General features: G+C 61.2%; 21 protein-coding genes, 1 tRNA gene and 2 pseudogenes. 13 read left to right on the forward strand and 11 right to left on the reverse strand.

What is annotated here, in order from left to right; genetic code table 11:
• Window positions 1–41: 41 nt before the first annotated feature.
• Window positions 42–1076 carry a substrate-binding domain-containing protein gene (locus tag ATY79_RS11965; RefSeq protein WP_088691254.1) on the reverse strand — a complete coding sequence of 345 codons (1035 nt, stop codon included), beginning with the start codon at window positions 1074–1076 and terminating at the stop codon, window positions 42–44.
• Between the two features lie 195 nt (window positions 1077–1271).
• Window positions 1272–2528 (reverse strand): phosphate regulon sensor histidine kinase PhoR, encoded by a 1257-nt coding sequence (phoR, locus tag ATY79_RS11970; RefSeq protein WP_245312372.1) that lies wholly within the window; start codon window positions 2526–2528, stop codon window positions 1272–1274.
• Window positions 2529–2733: 205 nt separating this feature from the next.
• Here phoR and ppk2 point away from each other — a divergent pair, with 205 nt between their 5' ends.
• Window positions 2734–3615, forward strand: coding sequence for a polyphosphate kinase 2 (gene ppk2, locus ATY79_RS11975; RefSeq protein ID WP_088691252.1), 882 nt, complete (start codon window positions 2734–2736; stop codon window positions 3613–3615).
• A 1-nt stretch (window position 3616) separates the two neighbouring features.
• On the opposite strand, the gene ATY79_RS11980 is transcribed toward ppk2, so the two are convergent.
• The gene (locus tag ATY79_RS11980) at window positions 3617–4807 is read right to left on the reverse strand and encodes a hypothetical protein (protein WP_088691251.1); all 1191 of its coding nucleotides are present in this window, start codon (window positions 4805–4807) and stop codon (window positions 3617–3619) included.
• A gap of 254 nt (window positions 4808–5061) precedes the next feature.
• Between ATY79_RS11980 and ATY79_RS11985 the strand changes: the two genes are divergently transcribed.
• Complete coding sequence (locus tag ATY79_RS11985; RefSeq protein WP_088691250.1) at window positions 5062–6021, forward strand: nitronate monooxygenase family protein; 960 nt, start codon at window positions 5062–5064, stop codon at window positions 6019–6021.
• Window positions 6022–6149: 128 nt separating this feature from the next.
• Window positions 6150–6225, forward strand: a tRNA-Thr gene (locus ATY79_RS11990).
• 14 nt (window positions 6226–6239) lie between these two features.
• Here the strand turns inward: ATY79_RS11990 and ATY79_RS11995 are convergent.
• Both ATY79_RS11995 and traA read right to left on the reverse strand, forming a co-directional pair.
• Complete coding sequence (locus ATY79_RS11995) at window positions 6240–7064, reverse strand: DUF6118 family protein (protein ID WP_189638011.1); 825 nt, start codon at window positions 7062–7064, stop codon at window positions 6240–6242.
• A gap of 10 nt (window positions 7065–7074) precedes the next feature.
• Window positions 7075–10494 (reverse strand): Ti-type conjugative transfer relaxase TraA, encoded by a 3420-nt coding sequence (gene traA / locus ATY79_RS12000; RefSeq protein ID WP_088703981.1) that lies wholly within the window; start codon window positions 10492–10494, stop codon window positions 7075–7077.
• 376 nt (window positions 10495–10870) lie between these two features.
• On the opposite strand from traA, the pseudogene ATY79_RS12005 reads away from it, so the two are divergent.
• Window positions 10871–11069 (forward strand): annotated as a pseudogene (locus tag ATY79_RS12005) (mobilization protein); the annotation flags it as partial.
• Window positions 11070–11119: 50 nt separating this feature from the next.
• Here the strand turns inward: ATY79_RS12005 and ATY79_RS30860 are convergent.
• Window positions 11120–11284, reverse strand: coding sequence for a hypothetical protein (locus ATY79_RS30860; RefSeq protein WP_189638012.1), 165 nt, complete (start codon window positions 11282–11284; stop codon window positions 11120–11122).
• Between the two features lie 401 nt (window positions 11285–11685).
• Between ATY79_RS30860 and ATY79_RS12010 the strand changes: the two genes are divergently transcribed.
• Window positions 11686–11964, forward strand: a complete 279-nt coding sequence (locus ATY79_RS12010; protein ID WP_088703982.1) for an HU family DNA-binding protein — start codon at window positions 11686–11688, stop codon at window positions 11962–11964.
• Window positions 11965–12137: 173 nt separating this feature from the next.
• Here the strand turns inward: ATY79_RS12010 and ATY79_RS12015 are convergent, their stop codons facing one another.
• A complete protein-coding gene (locus tag ATY79_RS12015) occupies window positions 12138–12461 on the reverse strand; it encodes a DUF736 family protein (protein WP_088703983.1) in 324 nt (107 codons plus the stop codon).
• Between the two features lie 379 nt (window positions 12462–12840).
• On the opposite strand from ATY79_RS12015, the gene ATY79_RS12020 reads away from it, so the two are divergent.
• Entirely contained in the window at window positions 12841–13743 is a 903-nt protein-coding gene (locus ATY79_RS12020; RefSeq protein ID WP_088703984.1) for a HEPN domain-containing protein, read from the forward strand.
• Window positions 13744–13816: 73 nt separating this feature from the next.
• Here the strand turns inward: ATY79_RS12020 and ATY79_RS12025 are convergent, their stop codons facing one another.
• From ATY79_RS12025 to ATY79_RS12035, 3 genes and pseudogenes are all read right to left on the reverse strand, one after another.
• A complete protein-coding gene (locus tag ATY79_RS12025; protein WP_088704187.1) occupies window positions 13817–14746 on the reverse strand; it encodes a zincin-like metallopeptidase domain-containing protein in 930 nt (309 codons plus the stop codon).
• Window positions 14747–15031: 285 nt separating this feature from the next.
• Window positions 15032–15291 (reverse strand): annotated as a pseudogene (locus ATY79_RS30510) (LysR family transcriptional regulator); the annotation flags it as partial.
• A gap of 383 nt (window positions 15292–15674) precedes the next feature.
• Window positions 15675–16586, reverse strand: coding sequence for a GntR family transcriptional regulator (locus tag ATY79_RS12035; protein WP_088691249.1), 912 nt, complete (start codon window positions 16584–16586; stop codon window positions 15675–15677).
• Window positions 16587–16825: 239 nt separating this feature from the next.
• On the opposite strand from ATY79_RS12035, the gene ATY79_RS12040 reads away from it, so the two are divergent.
• From ATY79_RS12040 to ATY79_RS12070, 7 genes are all read left to right on the forward strand, one after another.
• On the forward strand, window positions 16826–18328 hold the full coding sequence (locus tag ATY79_RS12040; protein WP_088691496.1) for an altronate dehydratase family protein: 1503 nt from the start codon (window positions 16826–16828) through the stop codon (window positions 18326–18328).
• Window positions 18329–18362: 34 nt separating this feature from the next.
• Window positions 18363–19382 (forward strand): aldo/keto reductase, encoded by a 1020-nt coding sequence (locus tag ATY79_RS12045; RefSeq protein WP_088691248.1) that lies wholly within the window; start codon window positions 18363–18365, stop codon window positions 19380–19382.
• 9 nt (window positions 19383–19391) lie between these two features.
• Window positions 19392–19838 (forward strand): RbsD/FucU domain-containing protein, encoded by a 447-nt coding sequence (locus ATY79_RS12050; RefSeq protein ID WP_088703985.1) that lies wholly within the window; start codon window positions 19392–19394, stop codon window positions 19836–19838.
• A gap of 205 nt (window positions 19839–20043) precedes the next feature.
• Window positions 20044–21030 (forward strand): ABC transporter substrate-binding protein, encoded by a 987-nt coding sequence (locus tag ATY79_RS12055; RefSeq protein ID WP_088691246.1) that lies wholly within the window; start codon window positions 20044–20046, stop codon window positions 21028–21030.
• Between the two features lie 120 nt (window positions 21031–21150).
• Complete coding sequence (locus ATY79_RS12060; protein ID WP_088691245.1) at window positions 21151–22701, forward strand: sugar ABC transporter ATP-binding protein; 1551 nt, start codon at window positions 21151–21153, stop codon at window positions 22699–22701.
• A gap of 24 nt (window positions 22702–22725) precedes the next feature.
• Window positions 22726–23700, forward strand: coding sequence for an ABC transporter permease (locus ATY79_RS12065; protein WP_088691244.1), 975 nt, complete (start codon window positions 22726–22728; stop codon window positions 23698–23700).
• 66 nt (window positions 23701–23766) lie between these two features.
• Complete coding sequence (locus tag ATY79_RS12070) at window positions 23767–24786, forward strand: zinc-binding alcohol dehydrogenase family protein (protein WP_088691243.1); 1020 nt, start codon at window positions 23767–23769, stop codon at window positions 24784–24786.
• On the opposite strand, the gene ATY79_RS12075 is transcribed toward ATY79_RS12070, so the two are convergent.
• The gene (locus ATY79_RS12075) at window positions 24783–25505 is read right to left on the reverse strand and encodes a copper homeostasis protein CutC (protein ID WP_088703986.1); all 723 of its coding nucleotides are present in this window, start codon (window positions 25503–25505) and stop codon (window positions 24783–24785) included. The two genes, ATY79_RS12070 and ATY79_RS12075, sit on opposite strands and share 4 nt — an antisense overlap.
• Window positions 25506–25520 lie beyond the last annotated feature (15 nt).

Genomic DNA, 25520 nt, shown 5'->3' on the forward strand with positions numbered 1-25520 from the left:
GCAATGCGGCGCGATCATCAAGATCGCGCCGCCAAAGGTCATTACATGGTCTTGCCGTCTTCAACGCTCTTGCGGATCGCGTCGCGCTCTGCATCCGGCGCAGCGACGAGGCCGTATTCAGCGAGCGGGCCGTCGGGGCCGATCATCTGGTCGGAAACGAAGAAGTTGACGTATTCCTTCAGGCCCGGGATGACGCCGAGGTGTGCCTTCTTGACGTAGAAGAACAGCGGACGGGAAACGGGGTACGTGCCGTTCGAGATGGTCTCGGTCGACGGAACGATACCGTTGACGGTCGCAACCTTCAGCTTGTCGGCGTTGTTTTCATAGAAGGACAGGCCGAAGACGCCAACGCCAGTCTTGTTGGCAGCGATGCGTGCCAGCGTTTCCGGATAGTCGCCGTCGATGTCGACAGCAGCGCCGTCCTTGCGAACTGCGACGCAAGCCTTGGTCTGAGCAGCAGCGTCAGAGATCGAAGCCTTGATGACGTCGAGAGCGCCGGAAGCCTTGCAGCCTGCTGCGAGAACGTTCTGTTCGAAGACTTCGCGCGTGCCGTGCTTTTCGCCCGGGATGTAGGCAGCAATGTCAACAGCCGGGAGCTTCGGGTTGACTTCCGACCACTTCTTGTACGGGTTGGCGACGAGCTTGCCGTCGACGACGACCTGAGCGGCCAGAGCCTTGTAGATGTCTGCCGGGACGTAGGCGACGTCCGGGTTGGAAGCGTCGGTAGCGAAGACGATACCGTCGTAGCCGATCTTGACTTCCTGGATGTCGGTTACGCCGGCTGCCTTGCAGGCTTCCAGTTCCTTGGCGTTGATCGGACGCGAAGCGTTAGCAACGTCGATGCTCTCCGGGCCGACGCCCTTGCAGAATTCCTTGAGGCCAGCGCCCGTGCCGCCGGATTCAACGACTGGCGTCTTGAAGTCCTTGAAGGTTTCGCCGAAGGTTTCGGCAACGATCTTGGCGTAAGGCAGGACGGTGGACGAGCCTGCAACCTGAACCTGGTCGCGAGCAACGGCCGCGCCAGCGAAAGCGGCGGAAGCGGCAAGTGCTGCGACCGTGAGTTTAAAAGCGTTCATAACAATCTCCCGGGCATATTGCGGTCTGAGTGCGGCCTGTGGCCGTCGGCGGTGCCGTCTTATCAGCGGCACGCTCTCTTTAGCCTCTGATGACTAGAGCTTTTATGTCAATTCGATGAAACATTTGTGACGGTCTATGTGTTTGAATTTATTCAAAAAAACTATAACGCATCGGCAGACGTTTGCAGTTTTATGTCAAAACCGCACGGTGAAGCTCGTTCCCTTACCGACTTCCGACTTGACGATCAGGCGTGCGCGGTGACGCGTTAGGATGTGTTTGACGATAGCAAGGCCCAACCCGGTGCCCTTCTTCGAGCGGCTATCCTCAATACTCACGCGGTAAAATCGCTCCGTCAGGCGAGGCACATGTTCGGCTGGAATGCCCGGTCCCTTGTCGACCACGGTAACTTCCACCGGCTCTCCCTGACCGTTCTTCAGGAACACATCGACGGTCTTGCCCTCCTGTCCATACTTGCACGCATTTTCTATGAGGTTTTCAAAGACCTGAACTAGCTCATCGCGATCACCGAGCACCTCTGCCGTGCCTTGCGGAAGATGCAGCGCGATCTCGACCCCGACGTCATTTGCAAGCGGCACCAGCGAATCCCTAACATGCCCGAGCAAAGGAACGAGATCGACTTTTTCGTCCGGGGCGATATGCGACTTCAGTTCCAGCCTCGAAAGGGACAGCAGGTCATCGACGAGGCGGCTCATGCGGGTGGCCTGATCCAGCATGATGCCGAGAAACCGCTCCTGCGCCTTCGCGTCGCTCTTTGCCGGCCCCTGGATGGTCTCGATGAACCCGCGCAGCGACGCAAGCGGCGTGCGCAACTCGTGGCTGGCATTGGCGACAAAATCGGAGCGCATGCGGTCGATCCGGCGGACTTCGGAAATATCCCGGAAGGACAAGACGAAGAAGCGTTCGCCCGTTGCCTGTTGGTCGCTGAGCTCAACTGGCGCGCTTCGAACGACATAAACGCGTTCGGACGGCAGCCGTTCGGAGTGCTCGATCTGGTTCGGCGTGTTCGTGGCGATCGTTTCGCCGATCATGTCGAGAATGCCTGGAGAACGGAGGCGTGCCGAAATGTGCGCGCCGATGGACACCTCGCCAAACGCCTTTTCCGCCGCTCGGTTCTGATAGAGAACGGAGGCGTCACCGGAAAGGACCATGACCGGGATGTCCAACGCGGCCAACGTCGCGGAAACCTCCGGCAGGCGGCTGCGAAGGACTTCGACGTCTTCAGGAACCGGCTGCGGCGGCTCCTGACGAACAACCGGAACCGCGTGCCACAAGGCGGTGAGGATCACGATCAGCAGAAGACCGAGCACAGCCCACTTGTTCACGCCGGAAGCAAGAGCGATCAAGGCGATCAGTAAAGCCACGAGCAGGACGGGGCGTTCCTGGCGAATGCGCAAAAGCAGGCTTCGTGTCCATGGCGTTTTGTCTTCCAACTGCCCCTCGCGATCTCGGCTCGTATTTTTGTCTTCAAACTCTGCCTGATAGCGATGAATCATGACAGAAGTTTTCGACTGCAACCAGCGGAGGGAGACGGCGCAACAGGAACGCACAGGAATTTTCGCCATCTGCAAGATATTTGATTTTTAACGGGAAATATGGTCGCCTGTGCTCAACGAAACGCGGAGCGGGGAGAACGCCATGGCCGACGATGTCGAAAGCAGGGCCATTGAACTGGACATTGGCGGAAAGAAGCGCGTCTTCGATGTCGATAACCCCGTGCTGCCGGACTGGGTCGACGAAGCGGCTTTGCAATCAGGCGACTTTCCCTACAACAAGAAGCTCAAGGAAGAGGAATACCTTGAGGAACTGGAAAAGCTGCAGATCGAGCTAGTGAAGGTGCAGTTCTGGCTGCAAGCCACCGGCAAGCGCGTCATGGCGCTTTTCGAGGGACGAGATGCGGCGGGCAAGGGTGGTGCGATCGCCGCCTCATCGGCCCACATGAATCCTCGCCTTATCCGCGTGGTCGCCCTGACCAAGCCTACCGAGCGCGAAGCCGGACAATGGTATTTCCAGCGCTACATCGCACAATTTCCAACAGCAGGCGAGTTCGTGCTCTTCGACAGGTCCTGGTACAATCGTGCGGGTGTCGAGCCCGTAATGGGCTTCTGCACGCCCAAGCAATATGAGGATTTCCTGAACCAGGCGCCTCTGCTCGAGAGGGTCATCGCTCACGAGGGCATTTTCTTCTTCAAATTCTATCTCGACATCGGCAGGGAAATGCAGCTGAAGCGCTTCCACGATCGCCGCCACGATCCACTCAAGATCTGGAAGCTGTCGTCGATGGATATCGCGGCGCTGACAAAATGGGACGACTACAGCGAAAAGCGCGATCGGATGCTCGAGGAAACGCATACGAAATACGCGCCGTGGACAGTCATCCATGCCAATGACAAGCGCCGGGCCCGGCTGAACCTCATTCGTCATATGCTTAAGACGATGGATTACGACGGCAAGGACAGGGACGCGGTCGGCAAGCTCGACGAGAAGATCATCGGCTCAGGTCCCGATTTCCTGAAATAGCTTACTGTCCCGGCAGGATCCGCACGGCGTAGAGGTTGATGCCGCGCGCCTTGCCATCGACGTCGCTGTTGATCATCAGACTGCCGGCAGAGTTCGGCGCCAGCGATCGATCGAAGCGCACCTGGAGCAGCACATCAGACTTCTGCCGGGTAACAGTGAAGCGATGGCGAGCGCAGTCGCCGAGCGACTGGAAATCGCATTCCACCGTGATCTGGGTCGCCTCATCGGAGGTCGATTGCAGCGTGATCGCAATTGTCGAAGACTTGCCGGCCAGTTGCTGCAGCACATCGGCTGGAACGCTGATGGTGATGTTGCCATCACTGGCGTTGCTCTGCGAGATCAGGCGCACGGCCGGGCCATCGTTTTCGGCGACTTTCTGGATTTGAGATTTCGCGCCTGTCTTGATCTTATCCGCGTCAGACGGCTTGAAAACCTCGATCCAGTCAGCAGAAAACGAGTTCTGCGGATCGATCGTAACCGGTGCCGCATTGTCGCCTGCGGCAGCGCTCTCGTTGCCGTTGCCTTCGACGCCGTCGAAGTCTTCCGGCTGGGTGCTCGCCGGCGGATTGGCGACACTTGTATCCCGCTCAGCCGCGCTCTTCAGCAGGCCCGAAGAGTACACCCACCAGGCGCCCATGCCGATGAAGGCGAGAAGCACGCAGGCGACAAGCAGCCGGGAGAAGAACTTGCGCGGCTTACGACGAACCGCCGCACGCTCCGGCCGAAAGTCCATCTGGGCCGGCTTTCGCTCCGCTGCCGGCGCCTCAGCAGCCTGCGCGACGCCCAGATGATCACCGCTGCCAGCATGTACGCCGGCGAGGCTGGATCCGTCGTCAAAGCGCGAGTCCGTGACCGAATGCCCGCGGGTTTCACCGCCGATGGAAACGCTCGCCACGTCGTCCTCTGCCAAATGGCCAACAGGCTCCTGTATTTCCACCACCGGTGGAACGGGAACTTCCGGCGGCCCCTGCCGCGGATGAAGGCGCTCGCGCTCCTCCGCTTCGATCCTGTGGATCGTCGTCTCGAGCCGGTGACGGTGATAGGCAACCGCTTCCGTGTCGGTGATGTCCTGTTTGCGAAGACCAGCTTCGAGAGCCTGACGCGCGGACTGGTAAATCTTTGCACGGACTTCGGGATTGTCCCGATCGGCATTGCTGAGCGCCGTTCTGATAGCCGTTTCTAATCCACTCACGTCCGGTCCTTTATTCTGAGACTGGGCCAGTACTTAACAATTCGTAAATGCGGTAACCGCTGCTACGGCAAATCGCAAGCCTCGCTCGGCCTGCAGGTCGCATCGGCAGGGGATAACGCGGGGTTGCCGCAGGCCGTCCTATGTCCTTGCAAGAATAGCCTATATTTGTGGAATCGATAGAGCGAGCTTTTCCTCCGCCAAACTCTCTGCTATCACATTGACGTTTTCGTAAACGTCAATTCTCATGGTGTCCAATGGCCCTGCCCCCGATCCTGACCCGAAATCTCAGATTGCCGGTCGTCGCCTCGCCGCTCTTCATAATTTCGCACCCGGCGCTGACCCTGGCGCAGTGCAAGGCCGGGATCGTCGGCGCCTTTCCGGCGTTGAACGCGCGGCCGGAAAGCCAGCTCGACGAGTGGCTTGCCATGATCACCGAGGAACTAGCCGACTACAACTCCGCAAACCCTGGACGCCCGGCTGCCCCATTTGCCGTCAACCAGATCGTCCATATGTCGAACAAGCGGCTGGAGCATGACCTCAGGCTCTGCGTCAAATACAAGGTGCCTATTGTCATCTCGTCGCTCGGCGCCGTGCCGGAGGTGAACGCCGCCGTGCATTCCTACGGCGGGATCGTGCTTCACGACGTCATCAACAACCGTCATGCCAGCTCGGCCATCCGCAAGGGTGCCGACGGACTGATCGCCGTTGCGGCTGGCGCGGGGGGCCATGCCGGCACGCTTTCGCCCTTTGCCCTCGTCCAGGAAATCCGCGAGTGGTTCGACGGGCCGCTGCTGCTTGCCGGCGCGATTGCCAATGGCAGCGCCATCCTCGCGGCGCAGGCCATGGGAGCCGACATGGCCTATGTAGGCACTCCCTTCATCGCAACCGAGGAAGCCCGGGCCTCTGACGCCTACAAGCAGGCGATTGTCGACGGCATGGCGAACGACATCGTCTATTCCAACTATTTCACCGGCGTACACGGCAACTATCTCAAGCCGTCGGTCCGAGCCGTCGGCCTCGACCCCGACAACCTGCCGGTCGCCGATCCCTCGAAGATGGATTTCGAACAGGCCGTCAGCGGCGCCAAGGCCTGGAAGGACATCTGGGGCAGCGGACAAGGCATTGGCGCCATCAAGGCGATCGAACCGGTCGGGAGGCTCGTCGATCGGCTCGAGGCCGAATATACGGCCGCCCGGACGCGCCTGTCACTTTAGGGACTGGCCACGGATTTCCACAGCGCTTTTCTTTTTTGCCGAAGAGATGACAGGGCGCTTGAAATCTTCAAACAATGCCTGTATCAGCGCCATGCAAATCGCGGGCCGCATCGTTCGGCCGCAGGATTGCCGCTTTAGCTCAGTCGGTAGAGCACATCATTCGTAATGATGGGGTCACGTGTTCGAGTCACGTAAGCGGCACCATTCTTCTTAGGCACTTAAGGTGCCGAACGGCTTGCTTGGCGTACAGTAGTGAGAGGGGAATGCGTTAGACTGAGCCGATCGTAATACACGCCTGTCACTTCCTCTCCCCCCCCCCCCGAAACACTGATCGTGCAGCGCTGATCGTTCTTCGCCCTGGCGGCAGCTTCGGCACAGGCGGCAAGCGCCTCTTGGTTGGCCCGCACGAGATTGCTGGCATCGACGAGATTCTGCCAATCGCGGGGATCTTTCGACTGCATGAGAGCGATCCCGGCATTCCAGCGATCGGCGTTCATGACGGTCGAGGCGACGCTGATATCGACGGAGCCGGGAAGCAGGCGCGGCGCAAACAGCGTCAACAGCACGCCAAGCATCAGGCCGGCCACAGCCGTGCCCAACATCCCCCAATCCTGCGTGCGGCGATCACGCGCGCTCTTGATATAGCCTTCGAGCACAGCCGAGACATGCTGGAGTTCGCGTCCTCTGGTCTCGATCATCCGCCCGACATTGTCCGAAACCCGGCTCCCGGCTGCCTCGATCGCACGAGCATAGTGATCCGCACCGTTGCGCAAGGCCGGTGATTTCTCGACCGCCTCGAGATGCTCAGCGACAGTCTGAAGCTGCTTTACGATCCGCCCGAGGTCAGGACCATAGTCGCTCGGCTGCTGGAATGTCTCGAATGTCTCGAAGACCGCTTCGACACCCTTGCGGATGACGGTCATTTCGCCGCCAACCTCGCGGACCAGTTTTTCGACCGTCCGCCGCAGTGCATCGAAGGCCTGCGCCGGATCGCCGGCGTCACGCTCGTCCTCGGTTTCGTATCCGTCGCCCTGACCACTCATTCGGCAGCTCCTATCGTTCCAGCCCGAGATCGCGGCGTTCTGACAAACTCCGGTCAATGTCCCGGGCGAGGCTTTCATTCTGCCGCTCACGGCGGATGCCAAGATCCTGCGTCCGGTTTTGCAGGATGGATTCGACCTGCGGATCGCGCTCCAGGCTCTTCGCCATCCCGCGCATCTCATTCTCGATCTTCTGGCGAGCCTCGTCATGCTGCCGGCCGGAAAGCGCCTGGTGCTCACCCCGCAACTCCTGCCAACGTGCGACGAAACGATCAGCCCTGATATCGGGATCCGCCAGCGCGGCCCCTTCCCGCTTCATACCGGCGATGAGTTCACCGACGCGCGCACGGCCCGACCGTTCCGTCATGGCGTTTTGAACCTCTGGATCATGCTGCAAGGCCGATCGCATCAGCTGATGTGATCCCGCCCGCGCCTGGTCGAGCCCAAGCCCGGCCTGCCGCAACTCTTGCCTCTGGGCTTCCAGCATCGGCAGGCCCGCCTGCTGGTTTCGGTGCGCCGCCTCGAAGGCCCTGGCATAGCGGTTCACCGCCCGCTCGAACCCGGAAGGCTGCAAGCTCTCTGCCCTCTCACTGCGCTCAGGAACCTCCGGAGAGGCTTCCTGCGCCGGTTTCAGCTTCAGGCCATCGAACATGCCGCGACGCTGCGTCACGGCACGCTCCGTCCGCTCCTGCATTGAATGAGCAGCATCCTTCTGAACAGGACCGGCCTTTGCGGCGGGAGCAAGATCGATCTCACTCTCAGCGCCGAACCGCGCCGCAATGCCGCGCCGTTCGGCAAAGTTCCTGGTGTAATCGAGCGTCGTTTCCTTGACGCCGGAGCGGCTCAGCCGGTCTTCCAATTGCCGATAGGCGAGCGCCTCGACACCATGCACCTTCCAGGCATTGCGCGTGGCGGTGCTGCCGTCGGGAAGCCGCACCGTCTGCGAGCCGACATGCTCAAGGCCGATCGTGTCGCCGATCGCGGGCCGCAGCTTGGCGATCGCCCGTTCGAGATCCACGCCCCAGACCGTGTGCTTCCTGCCAGCCTCGGTTTCCAGCGTCACGTAATAGCTGTCACGATTGCCAGGATTATTCTGATAGGGAGCCTTGCCGTGCGCGAGCAGGCGACCGGCGTTGCGGTCGACGAACTCTTGCCTGTCGGCATAAAGATGCACGCCGTCACGATGCCGGGTCATCGCCACGTAGGTCAGATGCCGGTCCATCGTCCGGGACGCCAGCACATAGGCACGATCCACGGTCGCGCCCTGGTTCTTGTGGATCGTCGTGGCATAGCCGTGATCGATCGCCCTGTAGTCGGCGGTCGGCACAACGATGTGGTCGCCCCGGCCGTCAAGTCTCGCGACGATCTGGCCGGTCTCGACGCTCTCGACCGTGCCCAGCATGCCGTTCCTGACGCCAAGGTCACGGTTGTTTTCCAGAAACGCGATCCGATCGCCCGGCGCAAAACTCCGCTTGCCGTCATTGGTCGAATAGCTGATCTCGCGTCCGAGCTCCTGGCTCTCGACCGCGCCTCGTGCCAGCTCGCCGCGCTCCTGCAGGGTTGATCGGATCCTGGCGTTGATCGCCCGCACGTCGGCCCGACGATGCGCCATCGCAACCCGGGTTCCCTCCGGCCACCGGTTGCGATCAGCGAGATAGTCGCCCACCACTTCGGCAAGAGCATCGTCTTTCGTGTCGCTGAACCGGATGTCGCCGTACTTGCGGTAAGCAGCCAATCCTTCCGCCGTGCGGTGTGTTGCAAAGGCGACGGACGCCACGCGCTGCCAGTCCTCGCGTTGGCGTCGGATTTCCGAAAGTTCGACGTGACCAATCTGCTCGGCAATCGCCCGGAACGGAGCGCCGGCTCCGATCGCCTGCAACTGCTCATGATCACCGACAAGGACGATCTTCGCACCGCGTGCCTCGACCTCCCCGATGAACCGCGCGAGCTGCCGGCTGCCAATCATCCCGGCCTCGTCAATCACCAACACGTCGCCACGGTGAAGCTGATTGCGTTCGGCCTGCCATCCATAGTCCCAGGACGCCAATGTCCGGCTGGCAATGCCGGACGATTCCTCCAGCCCCTCGGCCGCCTTCCCCGACAAAGCCGCGCCATGCACCCGATACCCCTGCGCTTCCCACGCCTGGCGCGCCGCCGCAAGCATGGTGGATTTGCCGGCACCGGCAAAGCCGACGACCACAGCGATCCGCTCCGCTCCGGTGATGTGCTCGATGGCACGACGCTGTTGTTCGGAAAGCCCAGCCTCCATCCGCTTCGCGTCGCCGTCTTTGCCGTCTCGCTCCATTCCTGGGGAAACGGACGCCGCCAGACTTGAGCGGATCGCCGCGTTCTGCCTGGCTATTGCCCGATCGACATGACGACGATCAACGCCATGGCCGCGGGTTTCTCCCAAAACTCTCGCCCGCCTGGCCATGGCGCTTTCGAGCGCGACGATCTCCCGCGTCGAATAGCGCGCCAGCTCGATCTCACCGGTTCCTTCGTCGATCCGCTCCGGCTGCAGCTCGACCAGCGCCGGCGACGCCATGACCGAGGCAAAGGCATTCTGGAATGCCTGAATATCGTCATTGATGTAGCGATGCAGCGTGCGCGCAACGTCATGCCGGTCGAAGACGCTCTTCTCGTTGGTGATCAGCGTCAGGACCTGCTCCGGCTTCTCCCGGATCAGATCGGCATTGCGCCGCGCCGCCGCCGCATCCAGCCGCGCCCGCGACACCGCCATCCCCTGCCGCTCCAGCTGCGTCGCATGCACGCCCATATGCTCGGTCGGCTCGATCTCGAGCCCATGTTCCTGATGCGAACGATGATCGATGCGGATATCGAGACCCGCCATCGCCAGATGCCGGTTGGCGTGCTGCTCGAAGGCCAGCCTGATATCGCCAAGCTGCATGTGCGAGGTCGGCAGGTCGTTCGATAACAGCCACTTGTTCTCGCGCTCGATATAGGTCTTGGCGCCAAGCCCCTCCTCCCTCACCTGCCGCGTCGTCATCAACAGATGCGCATGATGATTGCGCACGTCGCTCTGTTCGTGCGGCCTGTGAATGGCAACATCCACGGCAGCGCCATAGCGATCTGCGAGATCCTGCGCGAAGGCCCGTGTCAGCGCCAGCCGCTGGCCAATGGTCAGTTCATGCGGGAGCGCGATCTCGAATTCGCGGGCAACCCGGGCATCGCTACGCTTCTCCGCTCGTTCGGCCGCATTCCACAGCGCCGAACGATCCCGCGCCCACATGGCATCGACGCCGACGGGCAGCACGATCTCAGCATGTGCCACACCCTGCTTGTTGGTAAAATCATGCGTGATCCCATCCCGCTTGTTGGTCAGGCGAACACCAGCGCGATAGGCGGCAGCGGCGACAGCGCTTCGTCCGCTCGACCGCGACACCGGCTTCATGCTCGCATGATAGATCGCCAATCGCAGATTTCCCGTGCCACCGAGGGATCGATGCACCGAGTTTGCACAGCAACTCGTAAGTGCGCCTTTAGGAATCTACTCGCTAAGATAATCATGTTCACGGCACACCGCAAGCGAGAATAGAAATCCATCTACCAATACTCTCTTAGGGTGTGCTGGGAGCCTTGTTGCCTTCCACATGCAGCTCGCGTTCAGCATGTGTATTTTTGCTGATTGCAACCAAAGCGGTATGATGGCAAAATTCCGACCATGGCAAACCACCACGTCAACGCGCTTCAGATTGGCGGCGACAACGCCTCGCCGAAGAGCATTGGCCGACTGCCGTCAATCGGTGCGGCGGCGTTTTGCCCCTTGTGTTCTTTCATTGGAGAACAGCATGGTCCGCAAAACCATCGAGGAACGGTTGGCGCAGCTGGACGCGCAACGCAAGACCCTGGAGGCCCGATTGGACAAACAGGAACGCGCCGAGGACACACGGCGCAAGCTGCTCATCGGTGCGCTTGTCATGTCGCCTTGAAAGCGGCACGGACGACTTCTCCGGCAATCTGTCGTCCTGGTTGCGGCGCGAACTGCCTCGCCGGTCGATCCGGCGGGTGTGGCTGCGGGAAATGGCAAGTGGCCTCCGTCAGAACGGAGGCTCGGTGCTGATGCGGCCGTCCTGTTCGGCCATGATCACCGCCAGCTCGGCACGCGCCAGCTCCAGCTCAATCTCGATCCGGCGCCGCTCGGCAGGGTCGATCGCTTGGTGCAACTCCATCCGAAGCTCTTCAATGTGTTGTTCCAGTTGCATCGTCGCCTCCTTGACTGATGTGAAAGACGAGCGTCCGGGTCACGGCGGCATGGAGGGGTCAGGGATCGCCAAGCGACCGCCAGCGGCGGCGAGTGGGGGAGCCGATTTTTGTCGGAGCGGAGGGAACCGGAGCGGCGACAAAATTGGAGGCACCGTTCGTCCTTGGGGCCTTCATGCCGGCATGGCACGATCGGAGTGACTGAGCAGATATCCAGCCTCTCTTGGGGCACCGATAACGTTGGCTGCGGCAGACTTTGTCGTGGTTGCCGGATGTCCTGAGCTGCGGCCGATGAGAAGCTGTGGAAATCCAGGCACTAGGCCCGCAAACTCGATCTTCAGCCGATGACAGGAGGAGAATCGCCTGTCAGGGATTCCCAAACAATCACGATGGGGAGACGAACATGACCACCACCAATGAAATCGCCGACAAGATCGCAGCTGCGCACAGCCTGACCAAGGCGCAGGGCAAGGCAATCGTCGAGGCTGTGATCGCTTCGATTACCGAGGCTGCTGTCGCTGGGAACGAAACGTCGCTGCCCGGCTTCGGCAAGTTCAAGGTCAAGGACACGCCGGAGCGTGAGGCGCGCAATCCTGCGACCGGCGCAACGATCAAGGTCGCCGCCGCAAAGAAGCTGGCTTTTACGCCGGCCAAGGCGCTGAAGGACGCGCTGAACAAGTAAAGTCAACTGCACGATCAAAACGAAAGCCCGGCCTCCAGCAGAGGTCGGGCTTCGTCTTTGTGCTCGCCGAACTCGGATCACAGCGTCTGGCGCTGCCAATCCTGAATGATGCAATCGGCATCGGGCAGATCGGAATGGTGGCGGGGCCGGCCCCTCGGGACCGGCCCCATCAGTCAGGCCGGGTTGTTCCAGAGGATGACCTTGCGATTGGCGTCGCCGCCAGGAGCCGGAGCGAGATTGCCGAAGATGACGCCGATTTCGGGCGCTTCCAGTTTGACGGAGAGGTATTCCTCACCGGTCTGGCGGGCGATGCGGGTCCAGGCCGCGCCGATCTCGAAGCCGGTCTTGCGGTGAATGACGCGATAGTCCGGCGCCTCTACGCTTGCCTTGTTGGCATTGGGGATGATGGCGATCGGGGCATTGACCCGGATGGTGGCAAAGACGCCTTCGAGACTGCCGTCGGTCTTCTGCGTTAAGGTTGCGATCGTGGTAGCCATGGTATTCTCCTTCGGTTGCTCGGGACCATTCCCGATGGCGCCCGAAGAAGGGGCCGGGCCGCAGGCGTCACCGGAGCGTCAGCGAAGGGGAACCCTTCACGGGTTGACGCTGATTGCGACCGGTCCCTTAGAAAGGCGACGTAGAAACGGGAATGGTTTCGAAGCGACCGGCAAAGACGCATTGTTTACTGCGATCTTCAAGCGTCAGAAGCCAATGGCGCCGCGGGCCTTTTGATAGCAGGCGCTATGGCCTCAAGCCGTTTGCACGAACGCTGCTGCCCCGGAAAGGCACCAGCCAGCTCTTGCGCTTTTGCCATCGGCAGTAGAGAATCTCGCGCATTGCGGTATTGGTAATTGCAGAACATAAGGGCAGATTGCCTTGATCATTCCTGAACAGCTCGATCATCTCCCCGACAAGAAGCGCCGTGAGCTTGCCCGCGTCGTTCAGATCATCTTCGAGGAGTTCGAGGACGCCCAGAAGAACAAGTTGTCGGACAAGGCGCGCGCCGGCCGCATCCTGAAACTGATCCTGTTTGGCAGCTATTCGCGCGGCGACTGGGTTGAGGATCGCGACAGCGGCTATCGTTCCGACTACGACCTGCTGGCCGTCGTCAACGTCGAGAGCTTCGCCGAGGAGAACGACGTCTGGCAGGCGATCGACGATCGGCTGACACGGGAGTTCGCCGTCACCGGCCATCTCGAAACACCGGCCAAGGTGATTGCCCATAGCCTCGCCGACGTCAACGACAAGCTTTCGCGGGGACTGCCGTTCTTCATGGACATCGCCCGTGACGGGATCATGCTCTATGAAGCGCCCGGCCATCCGCTGGCCGCGCCGAAACCGCTGACACCGGAGGCGGCGCGAGCGGAAGCGCAGCGGCATTTTGATCAGTGGTTTCCTTTGGCGATACACGCCAGCCAGCTTGCACAAGTCAGCATAGGCAATGGAGTTCTGCGCGACGCCGCCTTCATGCTGCATCAGGCGACGGAGCGGGCCTATCATTGTGCGCTCCTCGTGCTCACGCTCTACTCCCCGAAGTCGCATCGGCTGAGCGTTCTTCGCACGCATGCCGAACGGGTCGCGCCGCGGCTGATCGAGGCATGGCCACGCGACAGCAAGTTTGCCAGGCGCTGCTTCACCCGGCTTGACCGCGCTTACGTCGATGCTCGTTATTCGCCGCATTACGAGATCACCACCGAGGAGCTGGCCTGGCTGGTCGAGCGGATCAAGGTGCTGCAGGCTCTCGTCAGGGATGTGTGTGACGCGCGCCTGCGCAGTTAAAGCCGGTCAAGACAAGTCGGACGACGGCGGCGTTGCCGGCAGATAGCCGCGCCGCCGGATAGGAGGAAACGGCTTACGCCGCCTCCCCCTCGCCGCCGGATTCGGTGCCCGGCTGCAAATGATGCAGGTAGCTGACGGCGCGCTGGGCATGGCCGGCAGCTGCAAAGATTGCGCGCTTGTCGCCGGCAAGCACCTTCAGCCAGCCATCGAGATAGCTGGCATGATCTGGCCGTGGCTCAAGCTCTGGAACAATGCCGAGATCGGCGCAGAGGAAGCAGCTGCCGAGCTCGGCGATCAGTTCCTCGCGGGCACGGGCGCTGTTGTCCCTGGCATAACGGCTGAGGTCACGATCAAGACGATGCGGAGCTGCCGTCCAGTGGGTCAGTTCATGGCTGAGGATGGCGACGTAGGACCCGGCGTCGCGGAAGGCTTCGAAGGCCGGCATCTGGATGTAGTCGCGGGCCGGCTGATAGTAGGCCGACGATCCGCCGTGCCGGATCAAGGCGCCGGTGTTGGCGAAGAACCGGTCGGCATCGGCAAGGCGGGCTATCGGATCGGCAACCGGTGCGAGCTGATGGAACCGTTCGTCCAGTCCGGTGATCTGGTCGGCATTGAAGACGGTGTAGGCTTTCAGAAACGGGATGTCGTGTTCGATCTCCTCGCCACTGTCGCTGGTCTGGCTGCGAATGAAGGAACTGGCAAAGACGACCGTCGTGCCGGTCTCGCCCTTGCGGACCGCGGCTCTAAGGTCGCGGGCCTGGCGATATGTCATCCAGGTGGCTGAGGAAAAGCCGCGGGCAATCGCTTCGGCCCAAAGCAATAGGACATTGATGCCGGAATAGGGTTGGCCGTTGTGGCGCAGCGGCCGGGTGATGCGGTCGTTCGCATGAGCCGTGGTCCAGGGCTGCATCCAGGGTCGCACGCGCTGTTCGAGTTCGGCGATGATCGTGTCGGTGATACGGCTATAGAGATCGGATCGCTGGTGTGTGGTCTGCCTCGTCATCTTCGAAACCTCCGGTTCGAGGTCGCGACCATCGCGACCTGCTACGGCGGTCCAAAAGCCGGGCCTTGAGCGCCGGCCGGCACCCGCAAGGGCCGCAACGACAGTGGAGGACGGCAAAGCCGTTGCGGGCCGGCGCGGGCCCGGCAGGACCTCAAAGCCGGGCAGGACGCGCGGCGCCGGATCAGGGCGGCTATTCGACGACAGGCAGGCAGGTGAGCAATCGGCGGCTCACGGCAGCACCGCGAAAGACCGAGCCGAACCCGCCGCCCGTACCGCCCGTCTCTGTCACCGCCCGAGCGCAAGCGACCTTGCGATGTCGATGATATTGTCCCGCGAGGCGGCCGGATCTTCTCGGTTCCAGGCAACAACCAGCCCGATCCGCAGTCGATGCCCTTCACCCGCTTCAGTGCAAAGGCGCGGTTGGGAAGATCACGCATCCATTCCGGCGCAAAGCCGATGCCAAGCCCAGCCGAGACCAGCGATCAGGTGTCGTCGCAGGAAAAGGCGATGATCTTTTAGTCGCGCAGATCGTCGATGCCGATCTCGTCGCACTGAGGACACAAAGCGCCTATTGCGCTGTTACATGCGAAGCGCGAGACGACGAACCTCACGCAGGCGGATTTTGCCTTGAACGTAGTAGATATCAGTCGTTTGCAGCCCGGTTAGAAAGTGGGCTACGCAGAGTCGACGTCGTGGAATTTTTGGAGCTATCGCAAATTCCTGGTTTCGACGCGATGAAGAACTTCGTTTAATTGTGGGCGGTCAATAGACGATGTGTCTCATGGCCGCGGAGGGCGGGTTTCATCACTGGCGGGAGCCTCTCTCCACCCCCCAAGCAGCCGCGAACTTCCCCCCTCTTCCTCTTTGCGACAGGCGACCACCCTCGCGGATAAGACTGAACCCGGCCTCGATCGGGCTTCTTTCGCGGTCACTCCTGCGCCCGGACCTCATCGGAGGGCGTCAGCGGAATCGATTGCAGCAGCGTCTGCCGAGCCGAGCGCAGATGCAGGCGGCAGGCGACATCGATCGCTGCCTGATCACGTGATTCCAGTGCGGCGATATAGTCCAGATGTTCGTGGATCGCGCGTTCGTTGCGCTCGCGGGCGAAAGCCTTGTTCCACTGGTAATGATAGTGAAAGATGATCGCGATCGCGTCGTAGAAGTCGGCAATGAAGCGGTTCTTCGAAGCTGCGTGGATGAGCAGGTGGAAGCGTTCGTCGAGGGTGGAGAACTCCTTGTAGCGCGTATCGAGGTCGCGCAGCATGGCCTGATGATCCGCCTTGATGTCCGACAGCGCGCGCCACGCGTCGCTCTCAGGCGGAAGCTTGCCGAATTCCGCCGCCGAATGCAGCTCGAACATCTCGCGCACGTCTGCGAGTTCAAGTGCAAAATCGCGTGTGAAGCCCTTGAGAATCCAGTGGCTGTTCGGGCGCTTCTCGATCAGGCCGAACCGCGAAAAGCGGATCAGGAACTCGCGAACACTGGTCGTGCCGGTGCCGATTTCGCGGGCGAGTTCCAGTTCGTTGATCTGCATGCCTGGTGCGGCATCATCCGAAAGAATACGCTGCATAAAGCTGCGCTCGATGATGTCGTGCAGCGAATCCGTCTCTTCCGTGGGGAAAAAATCGGCTTCCGTCGGCTGCCGAAGGACGACCTTTTGGCGCTTGTTCCAGCGAATGATGCCGGCATCGCTGAGCCTTGTCAGGATGGCGCGCGCAGTGCTGCGGCTGATGCCGAGCTGAGCTGCGATCTCCGGCTCCGACGGCAATGCTGCATCCGCCCGTAAAGCGGCGGCATAGCGGTTGTAGGCTTCCTTGAAGACTGTGTTCTGCCTTGCCATACGCACCCCGCCCTCTTGCTCTGGCAACACGGATCGGCTGGCCGCACAGGCGCGGCGCCAAGCGTGGCAGAAGCTTATCTCTCAGCAATCCTTATCTTATTTTGGATCGCATGCGGCTGTTTGCCTCCCTCGTCCACAGGATCAATAATCCCGTTGACTTGAAAATGTTTATTGTAGATAAAAAACAAAATCAATGAGCATTCGCCGACGCAGCGAGTGTTTCCCTAGGGAGAAGAATGTTGACCAAAGACCCTTGGATCATCTTGTCTGCCGGCGACAACGTTGCGGTCGCAACGGCGGCGATCCCCTCCGGCGCGACGGTCGCCGGCATCCAGACACGCGAGAAGATCGACCCCGGCCACAAGATCGCCCTCACCGACATTCCGCTTGGCCAGCCCGTCGTCAAATACGGGCAGGCAATCGGACGCACGACAGCGGACGTAAAGGCCGGCGACCATATTCACAGCCACAACCTGCACTTCGAGAACGATCGTCTTGCGGCAACCGCCAACTCGGCGCCGGAAGAAGCAACTACCGCGGACAGAGCGCGCACGTTCATGGGCTATCGCCGCGCCGACGGCCGCTCGGCGACGCGTAACTACATCGGCATCATTGCCAGCGTGAACTGTTCCACCACGGTCTGTCGGGCGATCGCCGACGAGGCCAACCGGACGATCCTGCCGCATTTCGACGGCATCGACGGTTTCGTGCCAATCGTCCACGACCAGGGCTGTGGCATGAGTTCCACCGGCGACGGCATGGCGGTCCTCCACCGGACGCTTGCGGGCTATACGCGGCATGTGAATTTTGGCGGCGTGCTGATGATCGGGCTCGGCTGCGAAGTCAACCAGCTCACCCTCTACGGCCAGAGCGGCGCCGGCAACTCCAAGCGCCATTTCAACATCCAGGATGCCGGCGGCTCGCGTCGCGCCGTTGAGCGCGCCATGGGTATGCTGCGCGAGATTGCCCAGGATGTCGGCAAGGAAAAGCGGGTGGCGCTGCCGATCGGGGACATCATCATCGGCCTGCAGTGCGGCGGCTCGGATGGCTTTTCCGGCATCACCGCCAATCCGGCTCTTGGCGTTGCCGCCGATCTTCTGGCGGCTGCCGGCGGCACGGCAATCCTCTCCGAAACCTCGGAGATCTACGGTGCTGAGCACCTGCTGCGCAGCCGCGCCGTCAACGACGAGGTTGCCAGGAAGCTCGACGACAAGATCGCCTGGTGGGAGAAGTACGTGGCGATGCACGGCGCATCGCTCGATAACAACCCGTCGCCGGGCAACAAGCGCGGCGGCTTGACGACCATTCTCGAAAAATCATTGGGCGCCGTCGCCAAGGGTGGTCGTTCACCCTTGACCGCTGTCTACGGCTACGCCGAGCGGGTCACTGAGCCCGGTCTCGTCTTCATGGATACTCCCGGCTATGACCCAGTCTCCGCAACCGGTCAGGTGGCCGGCGGCGCGAACATGATCGCCTTCACCACCGGCCGCGGCAGCTGCTTCGGCTGCCGTCCGGCGCCTTCGATCAAGCTTTCCAGCAATTCTGCTCTCTATGCCTCGATGGAAGAGGACATGGATATCGACTGCGGTACGATCGCCACGGGCGACGCCACGATCAGCGCCAAGGGCCGCGAGATCTTCAACCTGATCATCGACACGGCATCGGGCAAGAAGACGAAGAGCGAAGAATTCGGCTACGGCGACAATGAGTTCGTGCCGTGGCATCTGGGCGCGACGCTCTAAATCACACGCATATCAAGTCTTCCGAGGAGGAATGATGAAGACGAGGAGGATCGGCCAGACGGAGCTTGAGGTCACCGAAGTTAGCTTCGGTGGCGCGGCTCTCGGCGGCCTGTATCGGACCTGCCCGCGCGAGCAGGCCATGGAGACGCTGGAGGCTGCATGGGACAGCGGCATTCGCTACTTCGATGTCGCACCATGGTATGGCCTTGGCCTTGCCGAGCGTCGCTTTGGCGATTTCCTGCGTGACAAGCCGGAAAAGGAGTGGGTGCTTTCGACCAAGGTTGGCCGGCTGCTACGCCCAGTGCCAACGGGAACGGTTCCCGACTACAGCTACGTCGATCCGCTCTCTTTCGATGCGGACTACGACTATTCCTACGATGGCATCATGCGCTCGGTGGAGTTCAGCTATGCCCGTCTCGGACTGAACCGGATCGATATCCTCTATGTCCACGATCTCGGCGGCTACACTCATGGCGCGGCGAAAAACGCCGTCCTTCAGAAGCAGTTCCTGGATAACGGCATCAAGGCGCTCGAACAACTGAAGTCCTCCGGCGCGATCAAGGCCTTCGGGCTCGGCGTCAACGAGGTTCCGGTCTGCCTCGATGTGATGCGCAATGCCGACATCGATTGCATCCTGATGGCCGGGCGTTACACCTTGCTCGACCGGTCGGCGGAAGCAGAGCTTCTGCCGCTCTGCCGGAAGAAGGGAACATCACTCGTCGTCGGCGGCGTCTTCAATTCCGGCATCCTGGCAACAGGACCTGTGGCCGGCTCGCACTTCGACTACATGCCGGCAACAGAGGAGGTACTCGCCAAGGTCGCGAGCATGGAGAGGATCGCCGTCAAGCATGGCGTGCCGTTGGCCGCCCCGGCGCTGCAGTTTCCGCTTCGCGATCCGCTTGTCTCGTCCGTGCTGATCGGCACGGCAAAGGCTTCCAGCCTCAAGCGCAATATGGAACTCTTCGAGCCCGCCTTGCCGGGCTCGATCTTCCCCGAATTCGACGCTCTGACGCTCGTCGCGCCGCCGCTCGGCGAAGATGCCGTGCGTGTTTAAGGATCGACCATGCTGAGAGGTATTCACCCCATCCTCAATCCCGACCTGCTGCGCGCGATCGCTCGCATGGGACACGGCGACGACATCGTGATTGCCGACGCCAACTTCCCTTCGAGCACGATGGGGCCGGACGTCATCCGCGCCGACGGCGTCAGCGCGACCGATATGGCCGAGGCAATCCTGACGCATTTTCCACTCGATACCTTCGTGCCGGAAACGGCCTGGCGCATGGAGGTGGTCGGCGATCCGACCGCCGTGCCCGACGTCTGCGCCGAATTTCAGGAAATCGTCTCGAGGCGCGCTGGCGACTTCAAGATCGCCTCTCTGGAGCGGTTCACCTTTTATGAGCGTGCCCGCACGGCCGCCTACATCGTGGCGACGACAGAATTCCGGCTATACGGTAACTTGATTTTGAAGAAAGGTGTCGTTCACCCGCATGAAATCTATCGCGGCTGACGGAACTTTAGGTCAGGGTTGAACATCTGTAAAAACAACTACTTGCGATAGACAAAGAAACGACAATGGAGCCTGCGAAGCTACTTGCAATTTGACTTTGGCTCGGCTAGCTTCTGATGAAACTGTTTTTTATCGATAAAAATCGTCCGCACGCGTTCAGCGGTACGGTTTGCTTGGAGGAGAACGCACTTTGGAGGAGAACCGCATGCGCATGAAATCCATTCTCTCCCGCCGAGCCTTCACGGCTCTTGCGGGCGCCGCTGTCATCGCCACCGCAATGCCGGTGACGTCGTTCGCGGCTGATGTGACGATCCCGATCATCGTCAAGGACACGACGTCCTTCTACTGGCAGATCGTTTTGGCCGGTGCCCGCAAGGCTGGCAAGGATCTCGGCGTCAACGTGCCGGAACTCGGTGCACAGGCCGAATCCGACGTTAACGGCCAGATCAGCATTCTTGAGAACGCCGTCGCCGGCAAGCCGGCTGCAATCGTCATCTCGCCGACTGAATTCAAGGCCCTTGGCAAGCCGATTGATGAAGCCGCCAAGTCCGTTCCGATCATCGGCATCGACTCGGCTGCCGATTCCAAGGCATTCAAGTCGTTCCTGACGACCGACAACGTTCAGGGCGGCCGCATTGCAGCCGACGGCCTTGCCGCAGCCATCAAGGAAATGACCGGCAAGGAAGAAGGCGAAGTCGTCATCCTCACCAACCTGCCTGGCGTCGGCTCGCTCGAGCAGCGCCGCGAAGGTTTCCTCGACCAGGTGAAGACGAAGCATCCCGGCCTCAAGGTCATCGCCGACAAGTACGGTGACGGCCAGGCAACGACCGGTCTCAACATGATGACCGACCTGATCACCGCCAATCCGAACCTTGTAGGCGTCTTCGCCTCGAACCTCATCCTCGGACAGGGCGTCGGCCAGGCGATCGCGGAAAACAAGCTCGGCGACAAGATCAAGGTCATCGCCTTCGACAGCGACGACAAGACGGTCGGCTTCCTCAAGGACGGCTCTCTTGCTGGTCTCGTTGTTCAGGATCCCTACCGCATGGGCTATGACGGCGTGAAGACGGCGCTTGCCGTCTCCAAGGGCGAGAAGGTCGAAGAGAAGGTCGATACCGGCGCCAACCTGGTCACCAAGGCCAACATGAGCGATCCGAAGATCGACGCTCTGCTGAACCCCAAGGTCAAGTAATCATCTGACGATGGCCGCGCGGGAGAATCTCCGCGCGGCCTTTCTGTCACCTGTGTTATCGTTCGCAGAGCGCCGACGGCGGGTGGGAGATGGCAGGCAATTCGCGAGGAGGAGACGCCCATGAGCCTGGAAGAGGTCAGTCATCGACACGATGATAGCGCCACGCTGACGGAGGCAAACCGCATTCCGGCGGGCACACCGATCCTCGAACTCAAGGGATTGCAGAAGAATTACGGCTACGTCCAGGCGCTAAAGCCGGCGACGATGACGTTCCTGGCGGGTGAGATCCACGCGATTGTCGGTGAGAACGGCGCCGGCAAGTCGACGCTGATCAAGCTGCTGACGGGCGTTATCACCAGAACGGCCGGCGAGATCCTCTGGTGCGGCCACCCAGTCGCGCTAGCAACGCCCAATGAGGCAATCGCCCGCGGCATCAACGCCGTCCATCAGGAAGTTGTCCTTTGTCCACATCTGACGGTGGCGGCCAACCTCTTTCTCGGCGACGAGGTCAATCAATACGGTCTGATGCGCAAGCGCGAGATGGAGAAGATGGCGCAGGCCGTCCTCGACGATCTCGGCTTCGGACTGCCCGCCGGCGTACCGCTCGCCGACCTGACAATCGGTCAGCAGCAGCTTGTTGCGACGGCACGCGCCGCAATGCGCGGCACCCAGTTTCTGATTTTCGATGAACCGACCGCTTACCTGACCCGCCAGGAATCCGCGCAGCTTTTCAAGCTGATCCGCCGTCTGCAGGGCGAAGGCGTGACGATCGTCTACATCAGCCACCGCATGGAAGAGGTGTTCGAGCTCGCGGATCGCGTTTCGGTGCTGCGTGACGGTACGCATGTCGGCACGCGCACGATCGGCGAGACGAACGAGGCCGAGTTGATCGCCCTGATGATCAACCGCTCAATCGAGCAGATTTATCACAAGGAAGAAATCCCGATCGGAGACACCATCCTCGACGTGCGCGGGCTTTCCGGACCGGGCTTCGAGGATATCTCGCTCTCGGTCAAGGCTGGGCAGATCGTCGGCCTCTATGGCTTGATCGGCGCCGGACGCAGCGAATTCGCGCTTGGCCTCTTCGGCCGGGAAAAGACGACGTCCGGTGAAATCCACTGGATGGGCAAGAAGGTTGATATCAAGGACGAACGTGCCGCGATGGAACTCGGCATCGCGCTTGCGCCGGAGAGCCGTCGCGACCAGGGTCTTTGCCTCAATCTGCCGATCGGGCTCAACATCAATCTTCCGGTCTTCAAGCGGCTGAGCAAGGGTCCCGTCATCAGCCACTCCGAGGAAACGCAGAATGCCGACCAGCAGATCCGTGACCTCGCGATCAAGACGCCCAGCCGGCGCGTTCTGGTTTCGGCCATGTCCGGCGGCAATCAACAGAAAGTCGTCATCGGCAAGTGGCTGAGCTATGGCGCGCGGCTCTTCATCTTCGACGAGCCGACCGTGGGCGTCGATGTTGGCACCAAGGCGGAAATCTACCGGCTGTTCGCCAAGCTTCTGAAACAGGGGGCCGGAATCATCCTGATCTCCTCCTATCTGCCTGAAGTTTATGAACTCGCCGACAGGCTGCACGTATTCCGCCGCGGCCAGCTTGTGGCGAGCCACGACTTCCACGCAGCAACGCATGAAGAAGTGCTGAGCGAAGCGATCGGCGTCTAAAAGAACAAGAGGGAGAGAAAACCAATGACCGCAACCCCCACCGAGATCGCCGCACCGCCCCCGCGCCGGAAAGTGAACATCCTCTTCGGCCTGACCCTTATCGGTCTGCTGGCTTTCCTTTGGATCGTTCTCGGATTCGTCACCGCCAGCTTCTGGACGCCGCTGAATATCTCCAACCTCTTGCGCCAAGGCGCGATGACGGCGATTTTGGCTCTTGGCCAGACCTTCGTGATCATCACAGCCGGCATCGACCTTTCGGTGGGAGCAATTGTCGGCTTCACCAGCGTTATCCTTGCCTGGCTGCTGCAGGCAGGCGTGCCGGTCTGGGCATCCATCCTGATAACGCTGCTGATCGGCGTTGGCATCGGCGTGTTCCATGGCTTCGGCATCGTCAAAATGGGGCTGCCGCCCTTCATCATCACGCTCGCGACGCTGACGTCGCTCCGCGGTATCGGGCTCTTGATCACCAACGGCTCGACTATCAACATCGTCAACGAGCCCTTCACGAACTTTGCCCGCGCCGACTTTCTCGGCGTGCCGAGCCTGTTCTGGATGGTCATTCTCGTCGCGGTCCCGTCCTATGTCTTCCTGCACCTGAGCCGCTGGGGGCGCTACCTCTTCGCTGTCGGTTCGAACCGCGAAGCGGCGCGCCTCTCAGGCGTCCGGGTGAACGGCATCATCTATCTCGCCTACATTCTTTCCGCGACCTTTGCTGCCTTTGTCGGCGTTCTGCTTGCCTCACGTATCGCGATTGGCAACGCCACGCAGGCCGACGGATGGGAACTGCAGGCGATCGCCTCCTCGGTAATCGGTGGCACCAGCCTGTTCGGCGCCGTCGGTTCGGTCCAGGGGCCGCTCATCGGCGCCTTCATTCTGGCGACGATCAACAACGGCGCGAACCTGCTTAACGTCAATTCGTTCTGGCAGCGTATCATCACCGGCCTGCTGATCATCGTGATTGTCTACTTCGACCAGCTGCGCCGCCGCCGCAATCCGTAAGCTGCCAGCGACATATGGAGCCGGCCCCAAGGCCGGCTTCTTCCATTTCAGGAATGCGAGACAATTATGAAAGCAGTGCTCTGCCAAGAACCCGGTGTCCTCGAACTCGTGGAACGCCCTTCCCCCGGCACGCCTAACACCGGCTGGGTACGGCTTGCGGTCAGCCATGTCGGAATCTGCGGCACGGACTACCACATCTTCGAGGGCAAGCATCCGTTCCTCGAATATCCGCGTGTGATGGGGCACGAGATCTCGGCAACGGTTCTGGAAGCAGGTGACGGTGTTGCCATGGCGGTCGGCACGCCCGTCATCGTCAATCCGTATCTTTCGTGTGGCAGCTGTGTTGCGTGCCGCCAGGGCAAACCGAATTGCTGCACCGATATCAAGGTGCTGGGCGTCCATACGGATGGAGCGTTCTGCGACGAGATCAGCGTCCCCGTAGGCAATCTCTACGCTGCAAAGGGCGTGAGCCTGGAGGCTGCGGCCACCACCGAGTTCCTCGCAATCGGCGCCCATGCGGTTCGCCGTTCCATGGCGCCGGCCGGATCACGCTCACTCGTTATCGGCGCCGGTCCAATCGGGCTGGGCGCGGCGATCTTTTCGCGGATTGCCGGGCATGAGGTCACATTGCTAGACACCAGTCAGGAACGACTGCAGATGGCCGCCGATCGGTTTGGTTTCTCCTCGGGCATCGTTGCCGGCGAAGGCGCCTCCGAAGCTGTCAAGGCGAAGACCGACCGCGATGGTTTCGATGTCGTCTTCGATGCCACCGGCTATGGCCCGTCGATGGAGAAGGCTTTCAGCTTCGTCGCCCATGGCGGCGCGCTGGTCCTGGTCAGCGTCGTCAAGGACGACATCCGTTTCTCCGATCCGGAGTTTCATAAGCGCGAAATGATGGTGATCGGCAGCCGCAATGCGACGCGCGTGGATTTCGAGCATGTCGCGGATTCGATCGCCAGAGGGCTCGTGCCCGTCGAGCAATTGATCACCCACCGCACGACGCTCGCCGACGCACCGCGAGACCTGGCACGCTGGGCTCACGAAAAGAGCGGCCTGATCAAGGCGGTCATCGAGGTCAGCGCCTAAAGCGCGTCGATCGCCGCGCGCATTTGACGGACGACGTCGGCATCCGTCCGGTTGGTCGTCGGTGCTTCGAAGCCGAAGGCAACCGCCCGTGGATCGATGCTGTCGATCCGTGAGCTGCAGGAGGCGTGAACCTCTCTTGCGCCTGTAGCCCTCAGTATCTCGCCCACGTTGCCGGGACGCACGCCGCTGCCGGGCATGGTCGAGATGCGGCCGGCCGCCTTGCGGGAGAGACGGCCCAGCGTCTCCAAACCGTCGATCGCTTTCGGCACACAGCCGGACGTCAGAATGCGCTCGCAGCCAAGCTCGATCGCCTGTTCCAGCGCTGCATCGGCATCAGGGACGAGATCGAAGGCGCGGTGAAGGGTCGATCCAAGGCCCTCGGCGCGCGCCTTTAACCGACTGATCAGCGGTACGTCCAGCGCACCATCCAAACGATTGGCACCGATGACAACCCCGGCGAGCCCAAAAGCGCGCGCGGCATCGATATCGGCCATCATCGCCTCTTCGTCAGCCTCATCGAATACGAAGGGGCCCGCGTGCGGCCGGATCATCGCATAGACAGGAATAGGCGCGGCAGCCGCAGCCTTCATCAGGCCAGCAACCGGCGTCAGTCCGCCGAGCTCTAGAGCCGAGCAGAGCTCGATCCGGTTGGCACCGCCGGCGATCGCGGCCGCAAGGCCCTGTGGGCTGTCCACACATACTTCCAGCAAAACACTCACGTTCGAATCTCCCTG

It is taken from the genome of Rhizobium sp. R693, assembly GCF_002211315.1.
Taxonomy (GTDB): domain Bacteria; phylum Pseudomonadota; class Alphaproteobacteria; order Rhizobiales; family Rhizobiaceae; genus Rhizobium.

Bases quoted from the DNA above. Each gene is read 5' to 3' on its own strand.
- ATY79_RS11995 (WP_189638011.1), bottom strand. From the start codon at position 7,064: ATGAGTGGTCAGGGCGACGGATACGAAACCGAGGACGAGCGTGACGCC.
- ATY79_RS11965 (WP_088691254.1), bottom strand. From the start codon at position 1,076: ATGAACGCTTTTAAACTCACGGTCGCAGCACTTGCCGCTTCCGCCGCT.
- ATY79_RS12060 (WP_088691245.1), top strand. From the start codon at position 21,151: ATGAGCCTGGAAGAGGTCAGTCATCGACACGATGATAGCGCCACGCTG.
- ATY79_RS12065 (WP_088691244.1), top strand. From the start codon at position 22,726: ATGACCGCAACCCCCACCGAGATCGCCGCACCGCCCCCGCGCCGGAAA.
- ATY79_RS30860 (WP_189638012.1), bottom strand. From the start codon at position 11,284: ATGCAACTGGAACAACACATTGAAGAGCTTCGGATGGAGTTGCACCAA.
- ATY79_RS12025 (WP_088704187.1), bottom strand. From the start codon at position 14,746: ATGACGAGGCAGACCACACACCAGCGATCCGATCTCTATAGCCGTATC.
- ATY79_RS12015 (WP_088703983.1), bottom strand. From the start codon at position 12,461: ATGGCTACCACGATCGCAACCTTAACGCAGAAGACCGACGGCAGTCTC.
- ATY79_RS12010 (WP_088703982.1), top strand. From the start codon at position 11,686: ATGACCACCACCAATGAAATCGCCGACAAGATCGCAGCTGCGCACAGC.
- ATY79_RS12050 (WP_088703985.1), top strand. From the start codon at position 19,392: ATGCTGAGAGGTATTCACCCCATCCTCAATCCCGACCTGCTGCGCGCG.
- ATY79_RS12035 (WP_088691249.1), bottom strand. From the start codon at position 16,586: ATGGCAAGGCAGAACACAGTCTTCAAGGAAGCCTACAACCGCTATGCC.
- ATY79_RS12055 (WP_088691246.1), top strand. From the start codon at position 20,044: ATGCGCATGAAATCCATTCTCTCCCGCCGAGCCTTCACGGCTCTTGCG.
- ATY79_RS12045 (WP_088691248.1), top strand. From the start codon at position 18,363: ATGAAGACGAGGAGGATCGGCCAGACGGAGCTTGAGGTCACCGAAGTT.
- ppk2 (WP_088691252.1), top strand. From the start codon at position 2,734: ATGGCCGACGATGTCGAAAGCAGGGCCATTGAACTGGACATTGGCGGA.
- ATY79_RS12070 (WP_088691243.1), top strand. From the start codon at position 23,767: ATGAAAGCAGTGCTCTGCCAAGAACCCGGTGTCCTCGAACTCGTGGAA.
- ATY79_RS11985 (WP_088691250.1), top strand. From the start codon at position 5,062: ATGGCCCTGCCCCCGATCCTGACCCGAAATCTCAGATTGCCGGTCGTC.